Source organism: Anatilimnocola floriformis (assembly GCF_024256385.1).
In the GTDB taxonomy this organism is placed as follows: domain Bacteria; phylum Planctomycetota; class Planctomycetia; order Pirellulales; family Pirellulaceae; genus Anatilimnocola; species Anatilimnocola floriformis.
The window spans coordinates 4,516,810-4,539,851 of record NZ_JAMLFW010000001.1 but is presented as its reverse complement, the minus strand read 5'-3'; the positions used below and the strand labels follow the sequence as shown (position 1 = coordinate 4,539,851).

The window sequence follows — 23,042 nt, the reverse complement described above, 5'->3', positions numbered from 1 at the left end:
TAACTACATTCTTAATTCGGGTTGAGTCTGCAGCCTCGCTGATCACACAGTAACCAGCTCCATTCATCGACCGCGGAGCGGATCGACGACGGTAGCTACTTACTCTCGACCTTGAAATCAAAAGCATTCGGCCCGGCAGCCTTCACTTCCGCCGTCAGAGTGCTTAGCGAATTGAACCGTGACGCAATCAACGGTTCCTGCACGGAGCCGCCCATTTCGCCTGCGATCGGAATCTGCCGATAGGCGGTCACTTCCACGCGACAAGCTCCTTCCACGGCCTTGCCGGCGAACTTCCCGTCTTTAACCGGCAACGATTCCGGCAAGCCGCCGGTCGCCGTCGATTTGAAGTGAATCGTGCCTTCCGGCAGCGGCTGACCATCGAGCGTCACCGTGCCACTGACGGGAAAAAACTTCGGCCCTTTCTTTGCGCAGCCGGTGCAAAACGCGAGCGCGAGCATCAAGACCAGAACAAAACGTTGCATGGAAAGTCACTTCTAGAGACGGCGGAACTGAACTTACTGCGACAGCGGCACGCCGTCGTCGCGCGTGGCCATGTTGGCGAGAATAGCCAGCGGCGTGGCGTTGGTGACGAACCGCACCGAGCCATCCGCAAACGCCGCATTCACGCCGGCCGGATGGCCACCGCTGAGCGGCACATTGGCACCCACGCAGTTCACGTTGATACCCACACCCAGGCCAGCGACGTCATTGGTCCAACCGGCTGCCGGCGCGTAATTGATCGGATAACGGATCGTGGTCATGTTCGGCTGGCGGTTGTCGCCGCCGGTATTATCAAAGTTTGGCGGTACACCGGGCGACTTCACGCCCAAGTACCAGCCCCATGTCTGAGACGCTCTCCACTCTTGCCGCACTCCGCTTGTATCCTTCAAGTAGTTCCCTTGCTCGCTGATGCACATTGTGTTGCTGCTGCCATCACTGATGTCGCCAAACTTCAGTTCACCGTTGGGAATCAACACACCGCCACCGCTGACAATGCCGGCGCAGCTCAGAGGGTTAACACGTGTTTCGTTGAAATCAGGCATGAGGCCGTTTACGGCGCCGCTCACGCCTACATACGTGGCGAACGTCGACCCAGTCTGGCGGTCTGGGGCCTTCATCTTCAGTGGTGAACTGGGGCAGAAGAATACCTTGATCACTACGCCGGTGGCGGCGGTGTTGTTGGTCGTATTGAATGCTCCCGACGAACCGGTGAATTGCCACTTGTCGAACAACGGCTGCTGTTCGATGTACGGCAGGATATAGACGTACCAACTGCTGCCCCACCGCGGCGTGATCGGGGCTACCGACAAATCGGTGCCGAAGGGCGCTTGATCCATGGCTCCGCCTGGCGGCAACCGCCGCAGCGTGTCATGAAAATTCTGCATCCCGAGCGCGAGTTGCTTTTGATGATTGGCACATTGCATCCGCCGGGCGGCTTCGCGAGCGGCTTGTACTGCGGGCAACAGCAACGCGACCAGCACGCCAATGATGGCAATCACAACCAGGAGTTCAACGAGTGTGAACCCCTGCCGACGAGAGGAAAATGACATCGCCCACTCAGTAGTCAAACGTGGAGAGAAGAGAACGTGACTATTGAACAACTTAGCTCGCACGGAGTTCCGTCACAAGCTTCCTGCGAGGGGCCGTGTGAACACCACCGCTAATTTTTCCTCGGTCGCGAAACTATAACACCTGAGCGAATTTGTCGATGGAGTCGTAAGCGATTGCTCTGTATCGGCTTAGGTCAGTGTCTGCTGGTTTTTTGGGAAGCTTTTTATAACCACTCGGCAGCCTCGCATTTTCAGCTCTTGCGGCCTCTGTCGACGCGGTATCTACCGTGCAGTAAGAGCTTTGCGGCAATGCGCCGTCGCGTAACCCCTTATTTTCCGACTTCGAGATTATTACCCCGCCATAACCCGATATAGCAGCGCAAAAGCCTTTTTTGTTTCGTCGACGAATTATCGGCGCTGTCAATTATTTGCGCTCCAGCTTCACTGGCGTACCTTCTGTCGGCGCGGTTACCGCGGCTGGCGGATGGGCCAGATATTCCCAGGTCTGCCGGATCCATTTGGCGCCGAGACCGAGCGTCACGCCCAGGCCGATGATCGCGGCGCGGCTCGACCACGCCGAGCGATAGCCGCCGCGTTGTCCGGTTGGATCGGTCATTTCATGCTCGTTGGAAAGGGCGTCGTTCAGCAAACATCTACGAGTTTACCATCGGCAGCGATTTTGTTGTTGCCCGGCAGGCCAGCTTCGCGGAGCTAAGGTTTCTCTGCGTTCATCATCTCGGTGGCAAACATCAGCGCCATCGCGCCGCCGCGGGCATCGACGCCCCAGATCGCAGGGCGGTCGTAATAGTCGCGCAGTGATTTTTGCTTGCCCGTGCCTGTGCAGATATCCACGATCACGCCTTTGGGAACAATCCGTTGCTTCGCGGCTTGCCAGGCCCAGTCGAGCGCCGGCTGATACTCTTTTTTGTCGAGCCAGCCGCGATCGATACCCCGTTTCATCGCCCAACCAATCATGGCCGTCGCGCTGAACTCGCGATAGCTCCCCGGCTTGTCGATTACCTGATGCCAACAGCCAAAATGGTCTTGGTGCTTCAGCAACGCAGCAATGTGATTCTGAAAGTCTTTTTTCAATTCCGCAAACTCAGCGCGATCCTCGGGAAACTCACTCAGCGCCCAAGCGAGTCCCAACGCGGGAAAACCATTGCCACGTCCCCACGCTGCTTCGTCGAGCGGCGAATGACGATAGAGCCCGTCCTCGCGCAGGCACAGTTTCTTCATGTTGCGAAAATGCACGACAGCCGCATCGAAATACTTCTTCTCGCCAGTCAACGTTCCCGTCGCACACAGAATCGGCGTGGCCATGAAGACCGCATCGCTCATCTCGTTGTGATAAGGCATGAGTGGCTGCGGCTCGCCATTTTTGAAGAACGCCTGATCGGCGGCCGCTTTGCATAATTCAATCCAGCGCTCGCGCTCTTTGCCCTCGCTGCGCTTCGCCATTTCGGCGAAGAGCAAGTGACCGGCCTGGTCGCTGCCGGAGCGGGGGACGGGGTTTTGCTCCCCTTTGGCAAACGGGCTCAGCAAGGTTTGGAGTGAAGACAGTTCCTTCTCATCTTTGGTGGCCTCCGCGCTGCGCAATCGCCCGATAACGGCCAGCACGGGAATGTAAGCGACCTGTTTGAGATCGTGGCCGTAGACGACTGTTAAATCGGTGGCGAGGTCTCGCGGCGTGCGCGCTTCACGCCGCTTGAGCTCTTTCAGGGCTGAAGATTTTGTGGGAGGTGGTGAAGACAGTATATTTTCAACCGCCTCTAATTCAGCCGGCACTGATCCAACCGTGATCTTTATCAACAGTGTTGGAACCTGACCGACGTCTTCGATTCCCTTTTCGGCGATTTGCCGAACAAAATGATCCGCTCGAGGCGCTTCCAGCTTTTTTACGAGGGGACTGCCTTCAAGCAACTTTGTCAATTGATCAGAACTGACGTCCTCAGACGCCCAATGTCCTGGCTCTTCAGCGGCGCGAACATCAATAACCAAAGTTGCGCCATACATCGCAACCCACCGCCATAGGTAACGTTGCTCGGGAAGAACTTTATCGTCGTAGAATCCTTTGCTTGGCGGCGGATATTTACCACCTGCGATCAATGCCAGGTCTGCCGGCAAGCCACTAGGGAACACCTCGGGAATGAACGAGACATCGTTGTGTTGGACGCTGGGACTCGCCACTTTGGCCCGCTCTAGCAGTTTCTTCACGAAGTCAGTGGAAGCGCCCGAGTTATCATGCCCTCCAATTACCACGATCCGATTTTCTGACGCGTTCAGTTGCCTGGCGTGGGCGCTCAACCAGGCTGGAATCTCAGTTCCGGTTCCAGTCACACCGATGGCAGCTGGCGTCCATTTTTGTGGAGCGGGCTGCTCCGCGCACGTTGGGCGAGTTGTGAATGCCGGCGAGATCGCAAGCAACGCGACAAGGAATTTGAGAAACCAACGCGACATGCATTGCCTCTTGGCTCGAAGGCTCAAAAATAGTCAGGACGTCAGGCTTGCTGTCACAACCCGCGGCGCAAGCCAGGGGGTTCGCGCGCGCAGCCGTTGGTGTTGTGCCAGATTGCGCAGAACGATTCCCGTGATCTTACTGCTTCTTCAGCGTCGTCAGATACTCCACCACGTCGACTAGGTTCTGAGCCGTGAGGAGTTTTTGCAGATCGGCCGGCATCAGGCTGATATGCGACTTTTTGAATTCTTCGACTTCGTCGCGCGGGATTTTGCGGACGATGGCTTCGGCTGTTTTCACCTGAAACTCGGCGTCGGTCTGGCTGACCATGATGCCGTTCAGCACCGTGCCGTCGGCGAGGAGGAAGGTGTAAGTTTCGTAGTTGTGGCTGATGCCGGCGCTCGGGTCGAGGATGGAAACGTAGAACGCATCCTTCGAGAGTTTGCTGCCGATTTCGGAGAGGTCGGGGCCGACTTCCTTGCCTTCGCCGCGGACCTTGTGGCACTTCACGCACGTGCCCGTCGTGTTGAACAACTGCTTGCCGGCGGCGACGTCGCCGGTGCGCTTCACCAGTTCGGCGACTGGCGGCAACGGCTTGCTGTCGGCCGTGGCGGGGAGCGTGAGGAATTTGCTCGCGCGATCCTTGAGGGCTGGATCGTTCAGCAGGAGATTGGCAGCGACGAAATTGAGTTCCTTCGGCAGCTTGCCGGCTTCGACGATCTTCAAGAGCTTTTCTTTGCCCGGTTTATTCAAGCCAATCGCGGCAGCCGCCGCGCTGCGGATGGGCATGGCCCGTTCTTCGTTTTGAACGGTGGCTTCGAGCAGATCGTTGGCCCGCGGATCGGCGGCGAGGCCGATGGCGGCGATGAGCTTGGCAGCGCGAGCAGAATCCTTGCCGGCGAGTTCGTTATCGATGGCGTCGGACGCAGCGAAATCGAGCAGCGTCTTGGCCGCTTCGACGCCGAGGGTTTCTTCGCCTTTGTCGATGGCGAGTTTGACGAGTTGCGGCACCGCGGCTTTCAGTTTGAAGCGGCGAATGAGTTCGAGATATTCGTCGGTTCCTTGAATCGTCTCCAAGTGCCGGACGAGCGAAGCCTTGGCTTCGGGGAGGGTGTCGAGATCGACGTTTTCGAGACGGAGGAGAGCTTTGACGCGGCGGGCGTCTTTGGCGCGCGTGGCTTCGTCGACTTCTTGGGAGAATGCTTGCGAGGCGAAGAGAAGAAGCGCGAAACAGAGGGAGTAGCGGAGCATTCTCAATCTCGGACAGTCAATGCGATGGGAAGGTAGATTGCGGGTCGGCCCGTCACCCCACCCCTCTCCCCGGAGTACCGAGGAGAGGGAGTGAGGAATACGGCAGTTTTCAAGACTGCTGCCTTAAACCACTTATTACTCAAGGATCGCCTTCAGGGCCGCTTCCTTTTCAGGACCGCTGAGGAAGTCGAGCGCTCGCAGGTAGCGGGGCTGTTCTTCTTCCTTGGTGGCGTCGGCTTTGATGATCTTGGCGAGGAGCGTCGGCGTTTGCTTTGCCCGGCTGCGCCAGATGATATCGCGGCCGGCGGCGGTGTCCCACTTGTCGCCAGTTTTGGCGAGGTAAGCGGTGAGGCAAGCATCCCAGTTCAAGCCAGCGCCGATGCCGAGGGCTTCGAGATACCAGCGGTCCTTGCCGTCGTATTGCGAGGCCAGTTCGGCCCACATCTTGGCAGCATCGGGCGACTTGCTGTGACGCAAGCCGAGCGCGAGTTCGCGACGAACTTCGGGGGACGAATCCTTGGCCAGAGGGTGCAAGCTGACGACATCGACGCCCAGTTCACGCGACAGACGAATGCTGACGATCTGCAGATCAGGATTTCCGCTGGCAAGAGCTTGCTTCACCGCAACTCGACCCTGGTTCGGCAACTTGCCCAGCGCCCAGAGTGCTCGAGCCGCGAGACGAGGATTATCCTGGCTGTCTCGCGCCAACTTGATCAATCCAGGTGCCGCCGCTTCGCCACTCTTTTGAATGGCTTGGAACGCCATGAAGCGCACACACAGCGTGGGGCTGGCGAGGGCTTCGAGTTGACCCGCTGGGGTGGTGAAGTCGTACTTCGGCGTCTTGTACTTCACGCCCGGCGGAGCCACGCGGAAGATGCGGCCGCGGTCGACATCCTGTTGGTTGTGGCCACCCACGCCCGGATCGTACCAATCGGCGACGAACAATGAGCCGTCGGGAGCGGTACACACATCGCTGGGGCGGAACCAGTTGTCCCGCTTGCCGTGCAGCACGTTGACGATTTCAGCCGAGTAACCAGCGCCGTCCTTCTTCGCCACGTAAGCGCGAACCACGTTCGGGCCGGCGTCGCAGTGAATGACCTGGTTCTGGAAAATCTTCGGCAGGAGCGTGCCTTCATACACGCAGATGCCGGTCGGCGAACCCTGGCCCGTGAGGATCAGGTTCGGCACGACGCCGGGATCGTTGAGGTGCCAGTGGCGGCGAGGAATTTCGGTTTCCATGTTCTCGCGCTTGCTTTGCCAGCCAGCGCCGCTCATTTCGTCCTTGTAACCGTAGTTACCGAACTCCATGACGAAGTTGATCCGCACGCCCTTATTGCCGTCGTCGTCGTTGTCGCTCTGCCAGAGCGTGCCGAACGAATCGATCGTCACTTCCCAGTTGTTGCGAAAGTTCCAGCCGAGCGTTTCGATGTTGCTGCCATCGAGATCGCAGCGGAAGACCATGCCTTCTTGATAAGGCTTGCGGCTGTTGTTGATCTGGTTGCCAGCGGCATCGACCACCGGCTTGCCATCCTTGTCCTTCAACTGACGGCCTTCGTTGCCGAAGTTGAAATACAACTTGCCATCGGGACCAGGAATGAAGGCGTGAATGCCGTGGTCATGCTGCACGCCGGAAATCCCGGTGAACATCACTTCCTTGCGGTCGCTCTTCAGGTCGCCGTCGTCATCGAAGAAGCTTTGGACCTTGTCGCCAGCCGACACGATCACGCGGGTCTTGCCATCGAGCGTCGGCAGCACGCAAATGCCATGCACCGAGTCGATGTCGCGGCCTTGATAGAAGACCGTTTGCTTGTCGGCCACGCCGTCGCCATCGGTGTCTTCCAGCACGAGGATGCGGTCACCTTCGGGCCGGCTGTTGTTCCACTTGCGATAGTTCTTCACTTCGGCAGCCCAGACGCGGCCGAGGTGATCGATGTCGATGTTCGTGATGTTCGAGATCTGCGGCTCGCTGCTGAAGAGCTTGGCTTCGAGCCCTTCGGCCACATCGAGGCCGCTGGCCGCTTCGGCTGGTTCGCGCGAGGCATCGTTGCGACCGGCAACAGCGCCTTGCGTCGAAGCAACGGTGCCCGGATTCTGATCGTAAACGAAGAACTGAACCGTCGAGCCGCAGCCTTGCTTGGTCCCGCCGTCATCGAGACCGGCGCGAACCTTGAAACGGCTGTAACCTTCCGGTAGGTCGAACGCGATCACCGAAACGGCATGGCAGCCGATGCCGTATTCCACGCTCTGACCGTTGATCTTTTGCGCTTCGCCGTTGCAGTTCTTGTTCATCTGCACGGTGCCGAAACCGCTGGCAGCCATGGTCGGCTTGAGTTCGGTCAGCTTCAGTTCTTTGTTGTCACCCACGAGCCGAGGTTCGGCCCAATCGACCCAGTCGCAACCAAAACCGTCGCCGGCATCGGTAGCAACGAGGAACAGCTTCTTCGCGCCCTTCAGTTCGAGATCGATCTCGACGGCGTGACCCTTGGTCCCGGCATCGACGACCTTGCTTTCAAAGATCGGCTTCACGTTGCTCTTTGGCGCGGCGGCTGGCGCAGCGCTGCTCTTCGGCAGATCGGGCGTGGCCGGCGGCAGTTCCTTGCCGGTCGACTTCAGGTGGAACTTCTGAATGATTCCCTTGCTGTCGAGATTGGCAGGACGGGCTTCGTCTTGGTTTTCGGTCAAGCGTTCGAAAGTAACGTCTTCCGAACCAACGCCACCCTTCGGCACTTCGCCGTGAGCGCACCAGACGATGGCATTGAGCACGACCTTGCGGAAGTTTTCGTCACCCCAGTTCCAGTGGTTGTGGCCACCGGTGAAACCAAAGCCGCGGCCGCCGTTGTCGCGTTCGCCGGCCCAGGCCATGTGTTGAATTTCTTTCTTCTCGAGCACGTCGCGACGGACGTCGGGGTTGCCGCTGTGCGGGCCGTCGGCGCGGGTGAGCGTTTCCTTCGGCGGCAGAGCGCTAAGAATCGGCGTGACATTTTTCATGTCGGGCCGAAACCGCATGTGGTAGTACCATTCGTCATCGGCGGCAAACGGCTCGACTCCGCGGCTGATCGGATGATCGGGGAGCTTTTCGAATTTGGCGACCCAGTGTGGATTGACCGACCAATTGGCTTCGAAATAACCGCCGGTCCAATTCAGAAACGCGTCGCCACCTTTGCCGGCGGGAATTTCCACCGCGTAGTGAATGCAAACGATGCCCGTGCCGCGCTTGGCGACTTCGTTCATCGTCTCGAGAATACCGTTCACCGGATGTCCGCCGCCGCCGTCGCTATACATCACCACGCAATCGGCGCCGTCGTAAGCACTCAGTTCTTTCGGCCAAGTCTTGTAGTGAACCTCGGTCTTGTAGCCCATGCTCTTTTCGAGCAACGCCGCCAGCAACTTGCAGCCGGCGAGGTGATCGTGCGAGCCATAGCCGTGGCTCTGCCCACCGGCGAGGAAGATGATTTTCTTCGGCTTGGCGTCTTCGGCAGCCAGCGCCAAGACTGGCAGCAGGGCCAGCAGGCAGAGGGAAAGGGAGTACTTCACAAGCGACATCACTCAACTCCTCGAACGTCGGATACCGAGCAGCGCCACGAACGGACTGCCGGTGGAAAGGTGTGAATCGACAACAGGCGGGATCCCCGCCAGCGGTTGCATTTTAGCGGGGAGGAAACGGCCCACGATAGCTAGAGACGGGGTGGGCGTCAAATATGGTGCCTGCCGGTTGCAGTAGAGCTGGCGACAATCTTTGGATTGTGTTCGTTGTCTTATGCACTGCTATCCGTGGGCTCGCCAAAGCCTCCAAATGTGAGGATAGCTCCGGCGAGTGAATTCACTCGGATAGAATGTCATCAAATCATCGTACTCCTGGCCGTAGTACGGCAGAGCATCAGGCAGTGGGTCGAGACTGCCAAGGCAAGCACGATGTGGATCGGAAACAAATTCCAAAAGCCGTTGGCTGCCACTGCCAGATACGGACTGTCGAATTAAATGCTCCAGCAACATGCCAGAATGTTACCACGATTCGACTATAGCCGCCAAAATTCAGCGTGAACCGCTACCTGGGCCGAGATCAGGCATCCTCTAGGAAACCGTGACCCCTGTCCGCAGCAGATCATCAAACCAGGCAACGTTTTCCTTCACCATGCGACTCCGCAGCATATACAGGCCGGGTGTCAGCGGCGCCTTGACGGTGAAGGTCAGGACCACCGATTGGCCCGGCGCGACCGATGTCGTCACGGCAGCGCCTGTGGTGAGCTTGCCCGACGAGAGATAAACGCGTTCAGGTTCACCGAGTCCGGCACCAACGTCATCGTTGTCACCACCCCAGTAAAAGCCGAGCCGAACCTGATTCGCGCCGGTGACATTCCAGGCCTGCGTGCCAGTGTTTTTGACGGTCAGCGTGATCGTCTTGGTTTCGCCGGCCCCCCAGGTTGTCGGAATCGTGCCGGTGTAAGTCGCGGCTAGTGTCTTTTGAATATTGACGGTCGTCTTGAGCATCTGGTCGCTCCAGCCGACGTTCTCACGCACCATTCGATGGCGGAGGACGAGCGAACCGGCCACGTTCGGTGCTTCCATGGTCACGGTCATCGTCACCGATTGCCCCGGAGCGACATTTTTGGGCAACACAAAACGGACGGGCTCGCTCGTGAGCGGTGCCGTATCGCTAGCGATACCAAAATAAACGCCGAGCCGCACCGGGTTAGTGCCCGTTGCGTTCCAAGTCGTCGAACCCAAGTTGTAGACGGTGATCGTGTACGTCTTTCGTTCTCCAGCCTGCCACGTGGTCGGTGGCGAGCCGCTGAAGAAAGGAGAAAACGTTTGCGCAGTGATGGCAGTGCGGAGCATGGTGTCGAACCAACCTGCTCCCACCCCCAGTTTTTCCAGACGGGTACGCAGCGTCGTGCTCCCCGCCGTCGTTGGCCCGGCGAGCGTGACGGTGACCGTCACCGATTCGCCAGGAGCGACCGCGCGCGGCAACTCGATGCGCGTCACGGTCGCGCCAGCGGCAGGAGTGTCGGCAGCGCCGAAGTAGGCTGCCAACCGCACTCGGTCGTTGCCCGTGTTGCTCCAGGTTGCCGTGCCGGTGTTCGTGAGAGTGACCTGGAATTCTTGCTTTTGATTCGTATTCCAATCGGTGGGCGGATTGCCCGCATACGATGCGCCGAGCGACTGCACGGCCACGTTCGTTTTCAACAACGGTTCAAACCAGGTTGGTGTCGTTCCTTCTTTCACCAGGCGAGCGCGGAGCACCACGTTTCCAGTTGTCGCCGGCGTTGGAATCGAAACATTGATCGTCACCGACTGTCCCGGCGCGACGTTCTTGGGAAGAGTGAAACGCAGAGGATCCTTGGCCCACGCGCCGACCGCATCGCTCGTGCCATCAAAATAAACGCCGAGGCGAACCCGATTCGTGCCGAGATAGCTCCACGTTTCGGTGCCGACGTTGGTGACTGTCAGCGCGAACGTGACCGTTTGACCCTTGAGAACCGCTGCAGGGGCGGTTGCTGCATACGTCGCGGCTAGTGGCATCAATTGATAGTTGGCGCGATAGGTGGTCGCTGTCGCAGGCGTCGAGATCGTGTGCTCTACAGCACCGCCGTCACTCCAACCGGTGAACTTGTACATCTTGCCGCCGATCAATTGGGTCGGCGGCGCGCTTAGCGTGCGCGACATATTCACCACGCCCGTGATCGTCGTACCAGCCGCCGTCGGCTGACCGTCGAGCAGCAGCGATGCTCCCGCAATGCTGCTCTCGAGCTTGAAAGTCGACGTCACCGGATACACATCGCGAAACGTAGTCGACTTCAGCCCGCCCGCATCCGTAGCCGTCAGTTTGATGCGGTACCACTGGTCGGGATCGACTTCACCAGTGAGCGCCACGACAAAACTGCCGCTGGCGGTTCCTTGCGCAACGATTCCTGGATGGAAGTGCGTGTTGTGATGAAACTCGACGGCCCAGTCGAGCGAACTGGCTGGCAACGTTCCTTGCTGCGGATCGGTCGCGCTGCCGCTGAAGCTGATCGTGTCGCCGGCGCGATAGGTCGAGTTAATGACCGGCAAGTTGATGACCGGCGTCGGCGCGGTGTTGCCCACGGTGATCACCAGCGGTTGCGAACTACCACTGAGATGGCCATCGCTGACGGTGAGCACTGCCGAATATTGCCCCGTCGAAGTGTAAACATGCGTTGGCGTCAGTCCGCTGCCCGTCGTGCCGTCGCCGAAATCCCATTGGTAGGAAACTATAGTGTCATTATCCGGATCGCTGCTCCCTGCCGCGGAAAACTGCACTGCGAGTGGACCAATACCGTTGGTCACATTAGCGCCGGCCACGGCAATCGGTGCGCGATTGCCGCCGACGTAGCGAATGCGATAGACAGCGCCATTGGTATCCGAGCCGTAGCCGAGCGAGGCCCAGTAGAGTGTGCCATCGGGCGCAGTGGCCAGGTCGACGGGAATGAACGCATCCGGACTGAACGTCTCGACGGTCTTCGTCGTCAGATCGAGCGTCTTGATAAAGCTCCGCACATAGTCGGCGAAGAAATACTTCCCCTGATAGGCGGCGGGAAAATTCGTCCCGCTGTAAACCTCGCCGCCGACGATGGCTGCCCCATCACCAGCGTGCGGATAGGCATAGAGTGGGTTGGTGAATTGTGGATCCGAAACCACACCCTCCGCGAGCGGCCAGCCGTAGTTCTTCCCCTTGGCAACTTCGTTGATCTCTTCCCAATCGTCGCTGCCGACGTCGCCGATGATTAGCCGATTGGTGCCAGGAACCATGTCGCCGGTGAAGGGATTGCGAAAACCGTAAGCCCAGATCTCGCCCCGCGCGCCAGACGTGTTCACGAACGGATTGTCGCTGGGAATGATGTTCGCTCCATTCCCAACGTTCAATCGCAAGATTTTGCCTTGCAACTTGCTGAGGTCTTGCGCGAGCGCCGTGTTACCGGTGTCGCCGACACCGAGATACAGCATGCCATCGGCGCCGAACTGCAACACGCCGCCGTTATGAAAGCCCGGTTCGCTGGTCGGAATGCCATCGATCAATACGAATTCGCTGTTCGCCTCGGCGACATTGGGATTGCTCGCGCTGGCCGTAAAGCGACTGAGCCGGTCGAACGAACCAGTTGCCGTTTCGTGCGTGTAGTAAACATAGAGATAGCGGTTCTGCGCGAAGTTCGGATCGAAAACCAAGCCTTCCACACCACGTTCGCCCGCCCGCTCCACATCAAGCGAAACAAACGGCGTAGGCAGCAACTGACCATTCTCGATGACCCGCACGCCGTAAGGCTTTTCGGTCACAAAGATGCGACCATCGGGCGCGACGGTGATCGACGTCGGCTCGTACAAGCCGCCGGCCACCAAATCCTCCTGAAACCCCGCAGGCAGAGTGCTGAGCAAATGGCGCGACTCCAACTGCTCCAGCCGCAAGCGCCGGCTGCGCGTCAAGTGACCAGGGCGAAAACGTTCCGATCGCGGAATCATCCACGGCTCCTCTGCGAACCAATGTGTATGCACTCACGGGCCGAAAAAACGCGATGGAGAGAATCGCGGCCCGACGGAGATCCCTGCCCGTCGCAAGGTCGTAATAAACGCACACGCAGGAGGGAAGGCCCCGGGTGGCGTAGGGAATCCAGTATAGTTGCCGGCGCACGTGATACTACTTTTCGTAATGCAAGCCAGCCCGTTCCGAAGCTTAATTTTTCGAATGTTTCAGGGCTTCCTCAACGTGAGCTGTCATTTCGCCTGCTCCGTATTTAGGCTGTAGCATTCGTAAGTCTGCTCCTTCAGCTGAAACACCGCGAGCGTCCAGCGACATCATGCGTTACTTCCTATCTGTGCTGCTTGCCTTAGTAACTTTCCACCATGCCGCTGCTCAGCGCCCCGGCCCGTTCACCGCGCCGCCGAAATCGCTCCGCACGCGCGAGATCGATCAGCAGCACATTCGCCTCGATTTGAAGTTGGATCTCGAGAAACAGTCGGTCGAGGGGAAGGCGACGCACAAGCTCGAGCTCTTCAAAGCGGCTAAGTCGATCGAACTTGATGCAGCCGATATGCAGATCAAAGGAGTGACGCTGATCGAAGCCAAGGAAGGAAGCGCTGCCGTCGAACGGAAGGAACTCAAGTACAACCATCGCAACAAGCAGCTGACGATCGACTTGCCGAGTGAAAAACCCGCTGGCGCCGCGCTGACGATCGAAATCGATTACTCCATCTCCAAACCGAAGAACGGTTTTCACTTTGTCGTGCCCGATGCGGCCGAGCCGTCGCAGCCGAGGATGGTGTGGACGCAGAGTGAGCCCGAGTTTGCTCGCTACTGGCTGCCGTGCGTCGATGCTCCCGGCGATCGCATCACCAGCGAAATCGTGGCCACCGTGCCGAGCAAGTATGTCGTTCTCTCGAACGGCGTGCTGACCAGCAAAAAGGAAAACGGCAACGAAACGACCTGGCATTGGACGCAGGCTCGCTCGCACGTTCCGTATTTGATGTCGGTCGTCGCTGGCGACTTCGAAGTGCTCGAAGACAGCTGGGACGGAATTCCGGTTCTTTCCTATGTGCCGCGCGGTCGACTCGGCGATGCGGCCCGCAGCTTCGACAAAACGCCTGCGATGGTGAAATACTTCTCGCAGAAGATCGGCTATCGCTACGCTTGGCCGAAGTACGCTCAGATCTGCGTCGACGAATACGAATGGGGCGGCATGGAGCACACCTCGGCCACGACTCTCAATCTCGACACGCTCCACGATGAGCGGGCCCACGAAGACGTCAGCAGCATCGGCCTTGTCGCGCACGAGCTAGCTCACCAATGGTGGGGCGATCTGCTGACGTGCAAAGACTGGGGCGAACTGTGGTTGAACGAAAGTTTCGCGACTTATTTCGCGACGCTCTGGACCGAACACGACGAGGGCTGGGACGAAGCTACCTGGCATCGCGCCGCCGAAGCTCGCGACTATCAAGGTGAAGACGCCCGTTACCGCCGCTCGATCGTCAACTATCGCTATGGCTCGCCCGAGAATATGTTCGACGGCCATTCCTATCCCAAGGGTGGTCGTGTGCTGCACATGCTGCGGTACGAGCTTGGCGACGAAATGTTTTGGAAGGCCATTCGCCGCTACGCTGAAGTGAATCACTTCCGCACGGTCGAAACCGCCGATCTGCGGACCGCGATTGAAGAAGCGACCGGACAGGGCATGAACTGGTTCTTTGACCAATGGCTCTACAAGGGTGGCCACCCCGAGTTCAACGTCAGTTGGGATTACGACGCTGCGGCCAAGCAAGTTCGCGTCACCGTCAAGCAAACGCAAAAGGTTGACGAAACGACGCCACTATTTCGCACCAGCGCCGAATTCGAAATCGGCCACGGCAAGAAATCAAAACTCCGTCGCGTCACCATCACCAAAGCCGAAGAGACTTTCCACTTCGATGCCGACGAACGGCCGACGCGGGTCGTCTTTGATCCTCAGGATTGGATTCTGAAAAAGCTGACGTTCAACAAAGATCAGGATGAGCTGCTCGATCAGTTGACGAACTGCGAATACCTGATGCCACGCTCGCAAGCGATCGCCGGTCTGGCCGCCATCGAAGACGACAAAGAAGCCGCTGCTGCTCTCGTCACCGCCGCGACGAACGATAAATTCTGGGGCATCCGCCAGGATGCCGTGAAAGCCATCGGCAAACTGAAGGGTGACGATGTTCGCAAAGCACTGATCAAGGCCGCCGTCGACAAAAAATCGTTCGTCCGCCGCGATGCTCTCTCGGCCCTGGCCAAGTTTTCGCACGACGACACCAAGGCTGCCTTGAAGACCGCCATCGAAAAGGACAAGTCTTATTACGCAGTCGCCGAAGCACTCAAGGCCTACGCTTCCATCGACAAAGAAGGGAGCCGCGAACTTCTCCGCAATGCGCTCACCCAAGACAGTCACAAGGAAGTCATCCTCAAGGCTGCCGTGGAAAAATTGATCGAAGCCAAGGATACGACCGTTGTTGCCGCGCTCACGAAGATGCTCGACGAGCAACTCGAACCCGAGCGACGTGTGACAATCATTGGCACACTTGCCCGACTCAAGCCCGGCGATGCGGCCGCGCTCAAGCTGCTCCACGAACAACTGAACAACGAGCGGATCTCGGTCCGCCGATCGGCGATCGACGCACTGGTGCAAGTTGCCGATGCTTCGTCGATTGCTGTTCTGGAAAATCGCCGTAGCAGCGAGGTCATGCCCCGCATGGTTCGCAACCTGGATGAAGCCGTCACCAAAATCAAAGACAAACAAAAGGTGACCGATACGCTCCTCAGCGAAGTCGAAAAACTCCGCAAGCAGAATCAAGCGCTCGAAGAGCGGCTGAAGAAACTAGAAGAGAAGAGCGGCAAATAGCTCACTCGTTGTGCAAGCCTTCGAGAACCTTGATTTTGGCCTGCAGCAGCGAATCGGAAAGTCCTTCTGCTCCCGGTGCGCCGTGAATCAGGGTCAGGGTATTCCTTTTCCAGCTCCACTCTTCACCGGCCTGAATGACAACGGCCACGCTGCGGTTATTGAGCGAGTCGACCAATTCCACGCGATCTGGCAAATCGGATGGCTTGTGCCAATTGAAGCGTGGGGGTTTCATGGGTCTCGGCTGGGAGTTAGCTCCCGCCAGCCCCCTGCCGGGTCAGCGAAGTGAGTCGAGCGTAGAAGTACGACGCCGCAGGACGACTGCAGCATTTTGCTTGCAATCCCCCGGATTGTCTGTCCGATACCGGACGGAAACCGCTTGCTTCCTTCGCTATCTTGTGGAAGCCCGTACTATTCCTTGGCGTGTAGGGGCACAGCAGCGTAGAACAAAGGTTGTCGTTTTACCGCATTGCTCACTCCGAGGATTTCGCACCACAAGCCTTTCTTAGAATCCATCACCTTGTACCGGCAGTTTCCGGCTCATCCGTGGTCCCTTCTGAGCATCGCCAGAGGACCACGCCCTAGATGGCTGTAAATCAGATTCTTGCCCGGCTCTCCACCGCGGACGCTGCGGATCTTCAGGGCTCGCTCAAGCCCTTTCGATTCGAGCAAGGGGCGGTGTTGTATGAAGCCGGAGCAAAAATCGACTACTCTTTTTTTCCGCTCCAAGGAAGCTTGTCGGCCGTCGTGGTCATGCTCGATGGCCGGATGATCGAAGTGGCGACCGTCGGCAATGAAGGAGCGGTTGGCCTTCCCATGCCTGTCGGTGCCGCCATTTCCGCGAATCGAGTGCTCGTGCAAGTTCCAGGCGAGGGCTTGCGAATCCAGTCTCGATTGTTGGAGAAGAAACTGCAAAGCAGCGCGCGACTGCAGGATTTGTTTGGCCGTTATCAGAGTGCCTACCAATTTCAAATTTCGCAGTCAGTGGCCTGCAATGGTTTGCATTCTCTGCGTGAGCGCTGCTGCCGTTGGTTGCTGATGACGCACGACCGCGCCGATGCCGATGAAATCAAATTAACCCACGAGTTTCTTGCGGTGATGCTAGGCGTTCGCCGCCCCGGCGTGACCGAGACCCTGCAAGAGTTGCAGGAGAGTGGCTTGCTCACGTACAGCCGTGGTTCGATCACCATCGCGAACCGCGATAAGTTGGAAGCTCAAAGTTGCGAATGTTATCGCACAGTCCGCGATGAATACGCGAAACTCATGGGCTGATCCCAGTAGGACGACCCATTGGTCCGTCTAAGAAGCAGGTCCAACACGACCTCACAATTTTCCCTTCCAGAAAACCCGCTAGTCGTCTCCCAAACTCCGCAAACCTGCTGAGTTAATCTCGCATTCGGTATACCGCGGTCCAGCGGGAGATTTGAGGTCTCCCCTACCTTCGGCCAGACCTCGGTTCACTAACTGGCGCAGTGCATCGTACGCGCGCCCAACTTCAACATCCTCGTAGCCTCCGTTGCAAAGCGCGAGTTCCGATCGTTCGCTGTCGTAGCGGCCCAACGCTTTGAGGGCGGCTCGCAGGATGACATCGCACTTGTTGCTCTGCGCGGTGCGCGCCTTCATTGCTAGTAACAACACGCGATCGAGCGCTTTGTCATCAACGCGATTCATCGGTGCTCCGAGTTGAGGAATGAGGTTCTCGGCTGTAGCTGAATTCGCCAGAATTCAGCAGTATGCGTCTCGTTGCCAGGGCTGAATTCTGGCGAATTCAGTTACTTTCTGGGAAACGTTTGAACTGAGGTTAGCGAACCGGCATACTAACGCCGCCACCAACCGCTTCCAACCTCTCCCGCTCCCTCTCCTCATGTCCCAACTCGCCCCTTCCGCGGAGTTCACGGCGCCGCATCCCGGCTCTGCTTCGATGCCTCGTTGGGAAACGGGTGAACTGCCGCCGGTTCCCATCGTCGGCTGGCGGAACATTCTGGCGATGATCGGCCCGGGCGTGGTGATGGCCGCTTCGGCGATCGGCGGCGGCGAATGGCTCCTCGGTCCCACGGTGACGGCCAAGTATGGCGGCGCGCTGATGTGGCTGGCCGCGACCAGCATTATCTTTCAGGCGCTCTACAACATCGAGATCAGCCGCTACACGCTCTACTGCGGCGAACCGATTTTCAGCGGCAAATTTCGAACGCTGCCGGGGCCTTGGTTCTGGCTCGCCGTTTATCTTGTGCTCGATTTCAGTGCGGTGTTTTCGTATCACGCGGCCAGCGCTGCCGTGCCGGTGCAAGTGATTCTGCTCGGCGGACAAATTCCCGATCAGGACCACAACACCTATCACTGGTGGCTTAACAAAATTCTTTCCACCGCGATTTTTCTCCTCGGCATGACGCCCCTGATCTTCGGCGGCAAAATCTTTAACAGCCTGCGCGTTTTGACTAGCGCCAAGCTCGTGCTGCTGTTTAGTTTTTTGCTGATTCTCGGGCTCCTCTTTTCGAGCCTCGGTACCTGGTCCGAAATCGGTCGCGGCTTTGTGCAGATTGGGAATCTGCCGGTGCAACGCGGTGAAGATCAGAACGGCAACGGTGTGCTTGATCCGGGCGAAGATTGGGACAACGACGGCCATCTCGATGTGGTCGAAGCACTGCCTCCGACGATCGATACCAATGGCGACGGCCGCCCCGATGCGTGGGAAAAAGATGCCGCCGGCAAGCCGATCAAATGGCGCGACATCGACGGCGATGGTAAGCGCGACGGCGACAATGTCGAAAATCTGTTCGTCGAACTGAAGGAACGCGGTCGCTTTCCGAAGCTCGATTTTTCACTCGTCGCGCTGATCTGCGGTCTGGCCGCCATTGCTGGCAACGGCGGGTTGTCGAACACGCCGATGAGCAACTACGTGCGCGACCAAGGCTGGGGTATGGGGCACAGCGTAGGCGCGATTCCGAGCATGGTCGGCGGTCACGGCATTGAGCTGACTCACGTCGGGGCGGTGTTTGATCCGAACGAAAAATCGCTCGTGCGCTGGCGCGGTTGGTATCGTTTCTTGCTGCGCGATCAGCTGATGATCTGGCTCCCCGCTTGCCTGATCGGCGTCGCACTCCCCAGCATGCTCTCGATCGAATTCCTGCAGCGGGGCACCGAAGCGGGCGACTGGAACTCCGCCGTGCTCACCGCGGAAGGCGTGCGTCAGCATGTGACGACGCCACCGCCCGGAGTGCTCGTCAGCCGTCTCGGCCTGATCCCTTATCTGTCTGGCCCGGCCTGGGGAAATATCTTCTGGGCCCTCACGCTGCTGTGCGGGTTCCTCGTCCTCATCACCACGATGATCACGACGATGGACGGGCTGATTCGCCGCTGGGTAGATGTCTTTTGGACCGCCAGCCCACGGCTGCGCGCGATGCCGGGAGAGAACATTCGCTACGTTTATTTTGCCGTGCTCGTCAGCTACGGCATCTTCGGCGTGACGATGCTCTGGCTCAACAAGCCGGTGCAACTCATCACCTGGGCGACGCTCGGATTCAACTTCGCCCTAGGATTTAGTTGTTGGCACACGGTGGCCATCAACAATCTGCTTTTACCGCGCCCGCTTCGTCCCGGGCTGTTTCCCAATCTCGGCTTGATTGCCGGCGGGATTTTCTTTTGGATCCTGGGGATCGTCGCGGTGCTCGATCAACTGCAAAAGATCGGCTGGGTCTCGTTGTGAGTTCAAGTCACTAGCTTCGCGCCAGGAGATACAGCAACCATAGCGGGCTGGAGAAACACAGCAACAAACCGACCAGTCCCGCGACGAACCAACCGACTGCCGCGAAAGGATGCCGCGCGTCGATCGCTTGTCTGCACTTGGCGCCACAGTGATCGCAAAATCCCCAACCGCACGCTCCCAGCAGACCGCCGAGCACTGCGCCGACAAGACTTCCTACAAAACCGGCTAGTAGAAAATACTCGCGGCCCACAAGGAACCCGACCAGTGCGCCGATTGCGCCAACCATGAGGATCGAGAGTTCGGGGCCGCCAACCATTTTTCGTTCGTAGGATTGGAAACCTACTCGTTGCCGCCGGGACCTTCGTCCGTGGTCGGCTTGAGAGCGTCTCGTTCGCGACGGGTGGCTTCGAGATCGAAGACCAAGTACTTCATGTCGAGCCGCAGTTGGCTCAGAGCTTCCTGCACGAGATTGAGAATCCGCCGGCGACGCTTGGTGCTGTCGACAACGCGGAACATCAGCGGCTCCAGTCGCGAGCGAACTTCGGCCGGCAGTGCGGCGACGGCAGCCGCCAGGTCGGCGACGTCCTTGGGAAGTTCTTCGGTGGCTGTGGCAGTGATCCGCGGCGTCGTCGACATCAGTGATTTCTCCCAGGTGGTTGTTGCTGGCAGATAAAGCAGCCGGCGTACCAGTCCCTGGGCGGCGTTATTTCAATTACACGCAAGTTTAGACGACTGCGCGATTTAGGACAAATCACTTCCTTGCCGACGGCCTACCTTCGACGTTCCCCTTTCGCCACGTTTGCTCTGGCTCGTGCGCGCAACACTTGATACAAGGCCACCTTACAGCAATTGCCACACTCCCGGCGACAGGTTGCCGAAAGGCTACGTAGGGGGAAGAAGCGAGAGGCAGGAGACTAGAGACGGGGAAGACAAAAAGGCGGTTGCGAAGCAACCGAGTAAAACTCCCTCGCCCCGCTTCGGGGAGAGGGCTGGGTTGAGGGGCTGATGCGGCGTAGTACTTCCATTTTGAGAAGACTCCTAACTGCCTTAACCTGCGCGCTGATTTCTCTCTTGGTTGCGAATGCTGCCCAAGCTCAATTCCGCGATACCTTCGAATCCACCCAACCCGCCTGGACACTCGCTGCCGCCGACGCGGGTGTAAAAGTTCTCGCACAGGACCGGACCTTCAAGGAATCCCGCTCCGGCAGCGGCAGCGAATACCTTCGGCTGATGGTCGGCAACGGCACGTTCGTCCATCTGACGTACTCGCCCGGCAAAGCGCCGGTCATTGCCGAGCTCGAACCTTCGCTGTGGGTCAAAGCCGACAAAGCCAACCTGCAGCTGATGGTCCGCGTCGTTCTGCCGCGGACAACCGACCGTGGCACCGGCAAACCGCTGACGACTCTACTGAGCGGCGACACTTATTCCGATGTCGGTCGGTGGCAGCAACTGCACGTGAAAGAAATTCTGCGCCGACTCGATGGTCCGGAGCTCATCCGCTTGCGGCGCGAGTTCGGCCCCGCGGTTGATGTGCGCGGCGCGCAGATCGACCTGCTGGTGATCAATGCTTACAGCAATCCGGGCAACTTGCAGCTCTGGATCGACGATGTCGAGATTAAGGGCTTCGTCAATCAAGACAACACCGCCATGAATGCGGCGCGGCCGCTCGTCAACAGTTTGAATGATGACCCGAACGCCCCCTCGCCGTCGTCGCCGGCTCACGGCGCCGAAGTGCAAGGCTCGATGCTCATGGTGCATGGTCGGCCGTTCATGCCGCGGATCATTCAGCATCAGGGCGAGCCACTCGCTTGGCTGCAATCGCTGGGCTTCAACGCGGTGAAGTTTAACTCCTCGCCATCGCCAGCACTGCTCAAAGAAGCACAACGCCTCGGCCTGTGGATCGTCGCGCCGCCGCCGTTCGCCGATGCGACTGCTCCGCCGCCGGAAGTCTTTCAATCCGTTCTCGGGTGGAGCCTCGGCAACCACCTGGTCGATCGCGATGTTCCTTTCACGCGCGACCTGGCGTCGGAAGTTCGCAGCATCGACCCGCAACGGCAACGGCCTCTTGTTGCCGGCGCCGATTGCGAATTGGCTGAATACAGCCGTCTGGCAACGCTGTTGCTGCTCGATCGCCGCACGAACGCGACAAGCTGCGAACTGGGCGAACAGCGCGATTGGCTGAAGGATCGCCAAAAGATCGCCCGTCCGGGCACTCCTTGCTGGGGCGTCGTGCATTCGCAACCCTCGCCCGCTCTCGATCAACAATTGGCCCTGTTCGGCCGCGATTCAACGCATCCCAACGACACCGATCTCGAACAGCTGCGGCTCGCGATGTATACGAATCTCGCGGCCGGTATGCGCGGGATTTTGTTTCCTTCGGAAACGGCGCTTAGTATTGATTCGGTTCCTGCCGCGATGCGTACCGATGCCCTGCGACTGCTCAACTATGAACTGCGGCTCGTCGAGCCTTGGATCAGCGGCGGTCAATTGAGCGATGAACTCTCGTCGCCCGAATCGGGCGTGCATGCCGCCGTTTGGCAGACCGAACGCTCGCGGCTGATGCTCATCACGCAGCGAGCCGCATCGCAACAGTACGTGACGCCCCCCGCGCCGCGCAATCAATTCACGCTCCTCATTCCTGGTGTGCCAGCCGGCAGCTATGCCTATCAAGTTTCGACGGCGGGGCTGCGGCAACTTCGCTCTTCGCTCGCGACGGGCGGGTTGCGGATCATCGTCGATGAAGCCACGACAGCTTCGCTGGTGGTCGTCACACACGATCCCCTCGTGATCCATTTTTTGAATCGCACGATCACCGAAATCAAATCCGACTCGACCCGCCTTCGTCACGACCTCGCCGTGCGCCGGCAGTCGCAGATCACCGACGTCGATCAACGGTTGAGCACCGCCGGCCATCCTCTCAAGGAAAGCGCGAGCTGGCTGCGCGATGCAGAAAGCAATTTGGCGCAGGCGCAGCGGATGCTCTCGACCGGCGACTTTCCTGCCGCGCTCGGCTTTGTGGTGAAAGCTGAACAACTCCAAGCACGTCTCCGTCGCGGCCACTGGGAACAAACGGCCGTTGGCTTTCATGCCCCTGCGGCGAGCCCCTGCGTGGCCCAGTTCACGACGTTGCCGCTCCACTGGCAGTTGGCCGACAAGCTTCGCGGCGCGACCTGGAGTGCAAACGCACAAGGCGCCGGCGACTTCGAATCACTCGACGTCATGACCAAGGTCGGCTGGAAGAATTACGACCGCGTGCCAGACGACATAAAAACCGAAGTCTCGTTATCGCTCGTCAATCCGCACAGCGGCCGCAGTGCACTCCGTCTCGCAGCCGCTCCGCGCGACGTGCGCAAAATGCCCGGCCCGCTCGAACGGCCTCTCGTTTGGATCACGAGCAGTCCGGTGCCCGTGCGCGAAAAGCAAATCGCCCGCATCACCGGTTGGGCCTATGTGCCGCAACAAATCGTCGGCAGCCACGATGGCTTGATGATCTTCGATTCGCTCGGCGGCCCCGATCTCGCCGATCGCATGCGTCTGACCCGCGGCTGGCGGCAGTTCACCATCTATCGCGCAGTTCCCGAAAGCGGCGACCTCGTCCTCACTTTCGCCCTCACCGGCCTCGGCGAAGCCTGGATCGATGACGTGCAGGTGAACTTGCTCGATCCTGATCCGATTCGAGAAGTGGCTCGCGGGAATTGACGTGCGCGGTGCCCGCCGTTGTT

At 58.9% G+C, this 23,042-nt stretch carries 15 protein-coding genes; 4 read left to right on the top strand and 11 right to left on the bottom strand.

Annotated elements, in window-relative coordinates; all coding sequences use genetic code 11:
• Positions 1-95: 95 nt before the first annotated feature.
• From M9Q49_RS17655 to M9Q49_RS17625, 7 genes are all read right to left on the bottom strand, one after another.
• A complete protein-coding gene (locus M9Q49_RS17655; protein WP_254510138.1) occupies positions 96-482 on the bottom strand; it encodes a hypothetical protein in 387 nt (128 codons plus the stop codon).
• 33 nt (positions 483-515) lie between these two features.
• Positions 516-1,550, bottom strand: coding sequence for a DUF1559 domain-containing protein (locus M9Q49_RS17650; protein ID WP_254510136.1), 1,035 nt, complete (start codon positions 1,548-1,550; stop codon positions 516-518).
• A gap of 424 nt (positions 1,551-1,974) precedes the next feature.
• Positions 1,975-2,166 carry a hypothetical protein gene (locus M9Q49_RS17645; protein WP_254510134.1) on the bottom strand — a complete coding sequence of 64 codons (192 nt, stop codon included), beginning with the start codon at positions 2,164-2,166 and terminating at the stop codon, positions 1,975-1,977.
• 95 nt (positions 2,167-2,261) lie between these two features.
• Entirely contained in the window at positions 2,262-3,767 is a 1,506-nt protein-coding gene (locus tag M9Q49_RS17640) for a glycoside hydrolase family 88 protein (RefSeq protein WP_254510133.1), read from the bottom strand.
• A gap of 379 nt (positions 3,768-4,146) precedes the next feature.
• A complete protein-coding gene (locus M9Q49_RS17635; RefSeq protein WP_254510132.1) occupies positions 4,147-5,259 on the bottom strand; it encodes a c-type cytochrome in 1,113 nt (370 codons plus the stop codon).
• Positions 5,260-5,394: 135 nt separating this feature from the next.
• Complete coding sequence (locus M9Q49_RS17630; RefSeq protein ID WP_254510130.1) at positions 5,395-8,802, bottom strand: PVC-type heme-binding CxxCH protein; 3,408 nt, start codon at positions 8,800-8,802, stop codon at positions 5,395-5,397.
• A gap of 528 nt (positions 8,803-9,330) precedes the next feature.
• Positions 9,331-12,732, bottom strand: a complete 3,402-nt coding sequence (locus tag M9Q49_RS17625; RefSeq protein WP_254510129.1) for a PQQ-dependent sugar dehydrogenase — start codon at positions 12,730-12,732, stop codon at positions 9,331-9,333.
• 335 nt (positions 12,733-13,067) lie between these two features.
• Between M9Q49_RS17625 and M9Q49_RS17620 the strand changes: the two genes are divergently transcribed.
• The gene (locus M9Q49_RS17620) at positions 13,068-15,620 is read left to right on the top strand and encodes a M1 family aminopeptidase (RefSeq protein ID WP_254510127.1); all 2,553 of its coding nucleotides are present in this window, start codon (positions 13,068-13,070) and stop codon (positions 15,618-15,620) included.
• Position 15,621: 1 nt separating this feature from the next.
• Here M9Q49_RS17620 and M9Q49_RS17615 read toward each other — a convergent pair whose 3' ends face one another.
• Complete coding sequence (locus tag M9Q49_RS17615) at positions 15,622-15,852, bottom strand: hypothetical protein (protein ID WP_254510126.1); 231 nt, start codon at positions 15,850-15,852, stop codon at positions 15,622-15,624.
• A 350-nt stretch (positions 15,853-16,202) separates the two neighbouring features.
• On the opposite strand from M9Q49_RS17615, the gene M9Q49_RS17610 reads away from it, so the two are divergent.
• Entirely contained in the window at positions 16,203-16,889 is a 687-nt protein-coding gene (locus M9Q49_RS17610) for a Crp/Fnr family transcriptional regulator (RefSeq protein WP_254510124.1), read from the top strand.
• 78 nt (positions 16,890-16,967) lie between these two features.
• On the opposite strand, the gene M9Q49_RS17605 is transcribed toward M9Q49_RS17610, so the two are convergent.
• On the bottom strand, positions 16,968-17,288 hold the full coding sequence (locus tag M9Q49_RS17605) for a hypothetical protein (protein WP_254510122.1): 321 nt from the start codon (positions 17,286-17,288) through the stop codon (positions 16,968-16,970).
• Between the two features lie 193 nt (positions 17,289-17,481).
• Here M9Q49_RS17605 and M9Q49_RS17600 point away from each other — a divergent pair, with 193 nt between their 5' ends.
• A complete protein-coding gene (locus tag M9Q49_RS17600) occupies positions 17,482-19,320 on the top strand; it encodes an Nramp family divalent metal transporter (RefSeq protein WP_254510121.1) in 1,839 nt (612 codons plus the stop codon).
• Between the two features lie 10 nt (positions 19,321-19,330).
• On the opposite strand, the gene M9Q49_RS17595 is transcribed toward M9Q49_RS17600, so the two are convergent.
• Together M9Q49_RS17595 and M9Q49_RS17590 are read right to left on the bottom strand one after the other, a co-directional pair.
• Positions 19,331-19,636, bottom strand: coding sequence for a hypothetical protein (locus M9Q49_RS17595; RefSeq protein ID WP_254510120.1), 306 nt, complete (start codon positions 19,634-19,636; stop codon positions 19,331-19,333).
• A gap of 23 nt (positions 19,637-19,659) precedes the next feature.
• Complete coding sequence (locus M9Q49_RS17590; protein WP_254510119.1) at positions 19,660-19,956, bottom strand: transcriptional regulator; 297 nt, start codon at positions 19,954-19,956, stop codon at positions 19,660-19,662.
• Positions 19,957-20,391: 435 nt separating this feature from the next.
• Between M9Q49_RS17590 and M9Q49_RS17585 the strand changes: the two genes are divergently transcribed.
• Positions 20,392-23,019: a hypothetical protein gene (locus M9Q49_RS17585; RefSeq protein ID WP_254510117.1), complete on the top strand. Its 2,628-nt coding sequence runs from the start codon at positions 20,392-20,394 to the stop codon at positions 23,017-23,019.
• Positions 23,020-23,042 lie beyond the last annotated feature (23 nt).

Coding starts and splice junctions, on each gene's coding strand:
- M9Q49_RS17630 (WP_254510130.1), bottom strand. CDS start 8,802: ATGTCGCTTGTGAAGTACTCCCTTTCCCTCTGCCTGCTGGCCCTGCTG.
- M9Q49_RS17655 (WP_254510138.1), bottom strand. CDS start 482: ATGCAACGTTTTGTTCTGGTCTTGATGCTCGCGCTCGCGTTTTGCACC.
- M9Q49_RS17595 (WP_254510120.1), bottom strand. CDS start 19,636: ATGGTTGGCGGCCCCGAACTCTCGATCCTCATGGTTGGCGCAATCGGC.
- M9Q49_RS17635 (WP_254510132.1), bottom strand. CDS start 5,259: ATGCTCCGCTACTCCCTCTGTTTCGCGCTTCTTCTCTTCGCCTCGCAA.
- M9Q49_RS17625 (WP_254510129.1), bottom strand. CDS start 12,732: ATGATTCCGCGATCGGAACGTTTTCGCCCTGGTCACTTGACGCGCAGC.
- M9Q49_RS17590 (WP_254510119.1), bottom strand. CDS start 19,956: ATGTCGACGACGCCGCGGATCACTGCCACAGCCACCGAAGAACTTCCC.
- M9Q49_RS17650 (WP_254510136.1), bottom strand. CDS start 1,550: ATGTCATTTTCCTCTCGTCGGCAGGGGTTCACACTCGTTGAACTCCTG.
- M9Q49_RS17610 (WP_254510124.1), top strand. CDS start 16,203: ATGGCTGTAAATCAGATTCTTGCCCGGCTCTCCACCGCGGACGCTGCG.
- M9Q49_RS17600 (WP_254510121.1), top strand. CDS start 17,482: ATGTCCCAACTCGCCCCTTCCGCGGAGTTCACGGCGCCGCATCCCGGC.
- M9Q49_RS17615 (WP_254510126.1), bottom strand. CDS start 15,852: ATGAAACCCCCACGCTTCAATTGGCACAAGCCATCCGATTTGCCAGAT.
- M9Q49_RS17620 (WP_254510127.1), top strand. CDS start 13,068: ATGCGTTACTTCCTATCTGTGCTGCTTGCCTTAGTAACTTTCCACCAT.
- M9Q49_RS17645 (WP_254510134.1), bottom strand. CDS start 2,166: ATGACCGATCCAACCGGACAACGCGGCGGCTATCGCTCGGCGTGGTCG.
- M9Q49_RS17605 (WP_254510122.1), bottom strand. CDS start 17,288: ATGAATCGCGTTGATGACAAAGCGCTCGATCGCGTGTTGTTACTAGCA.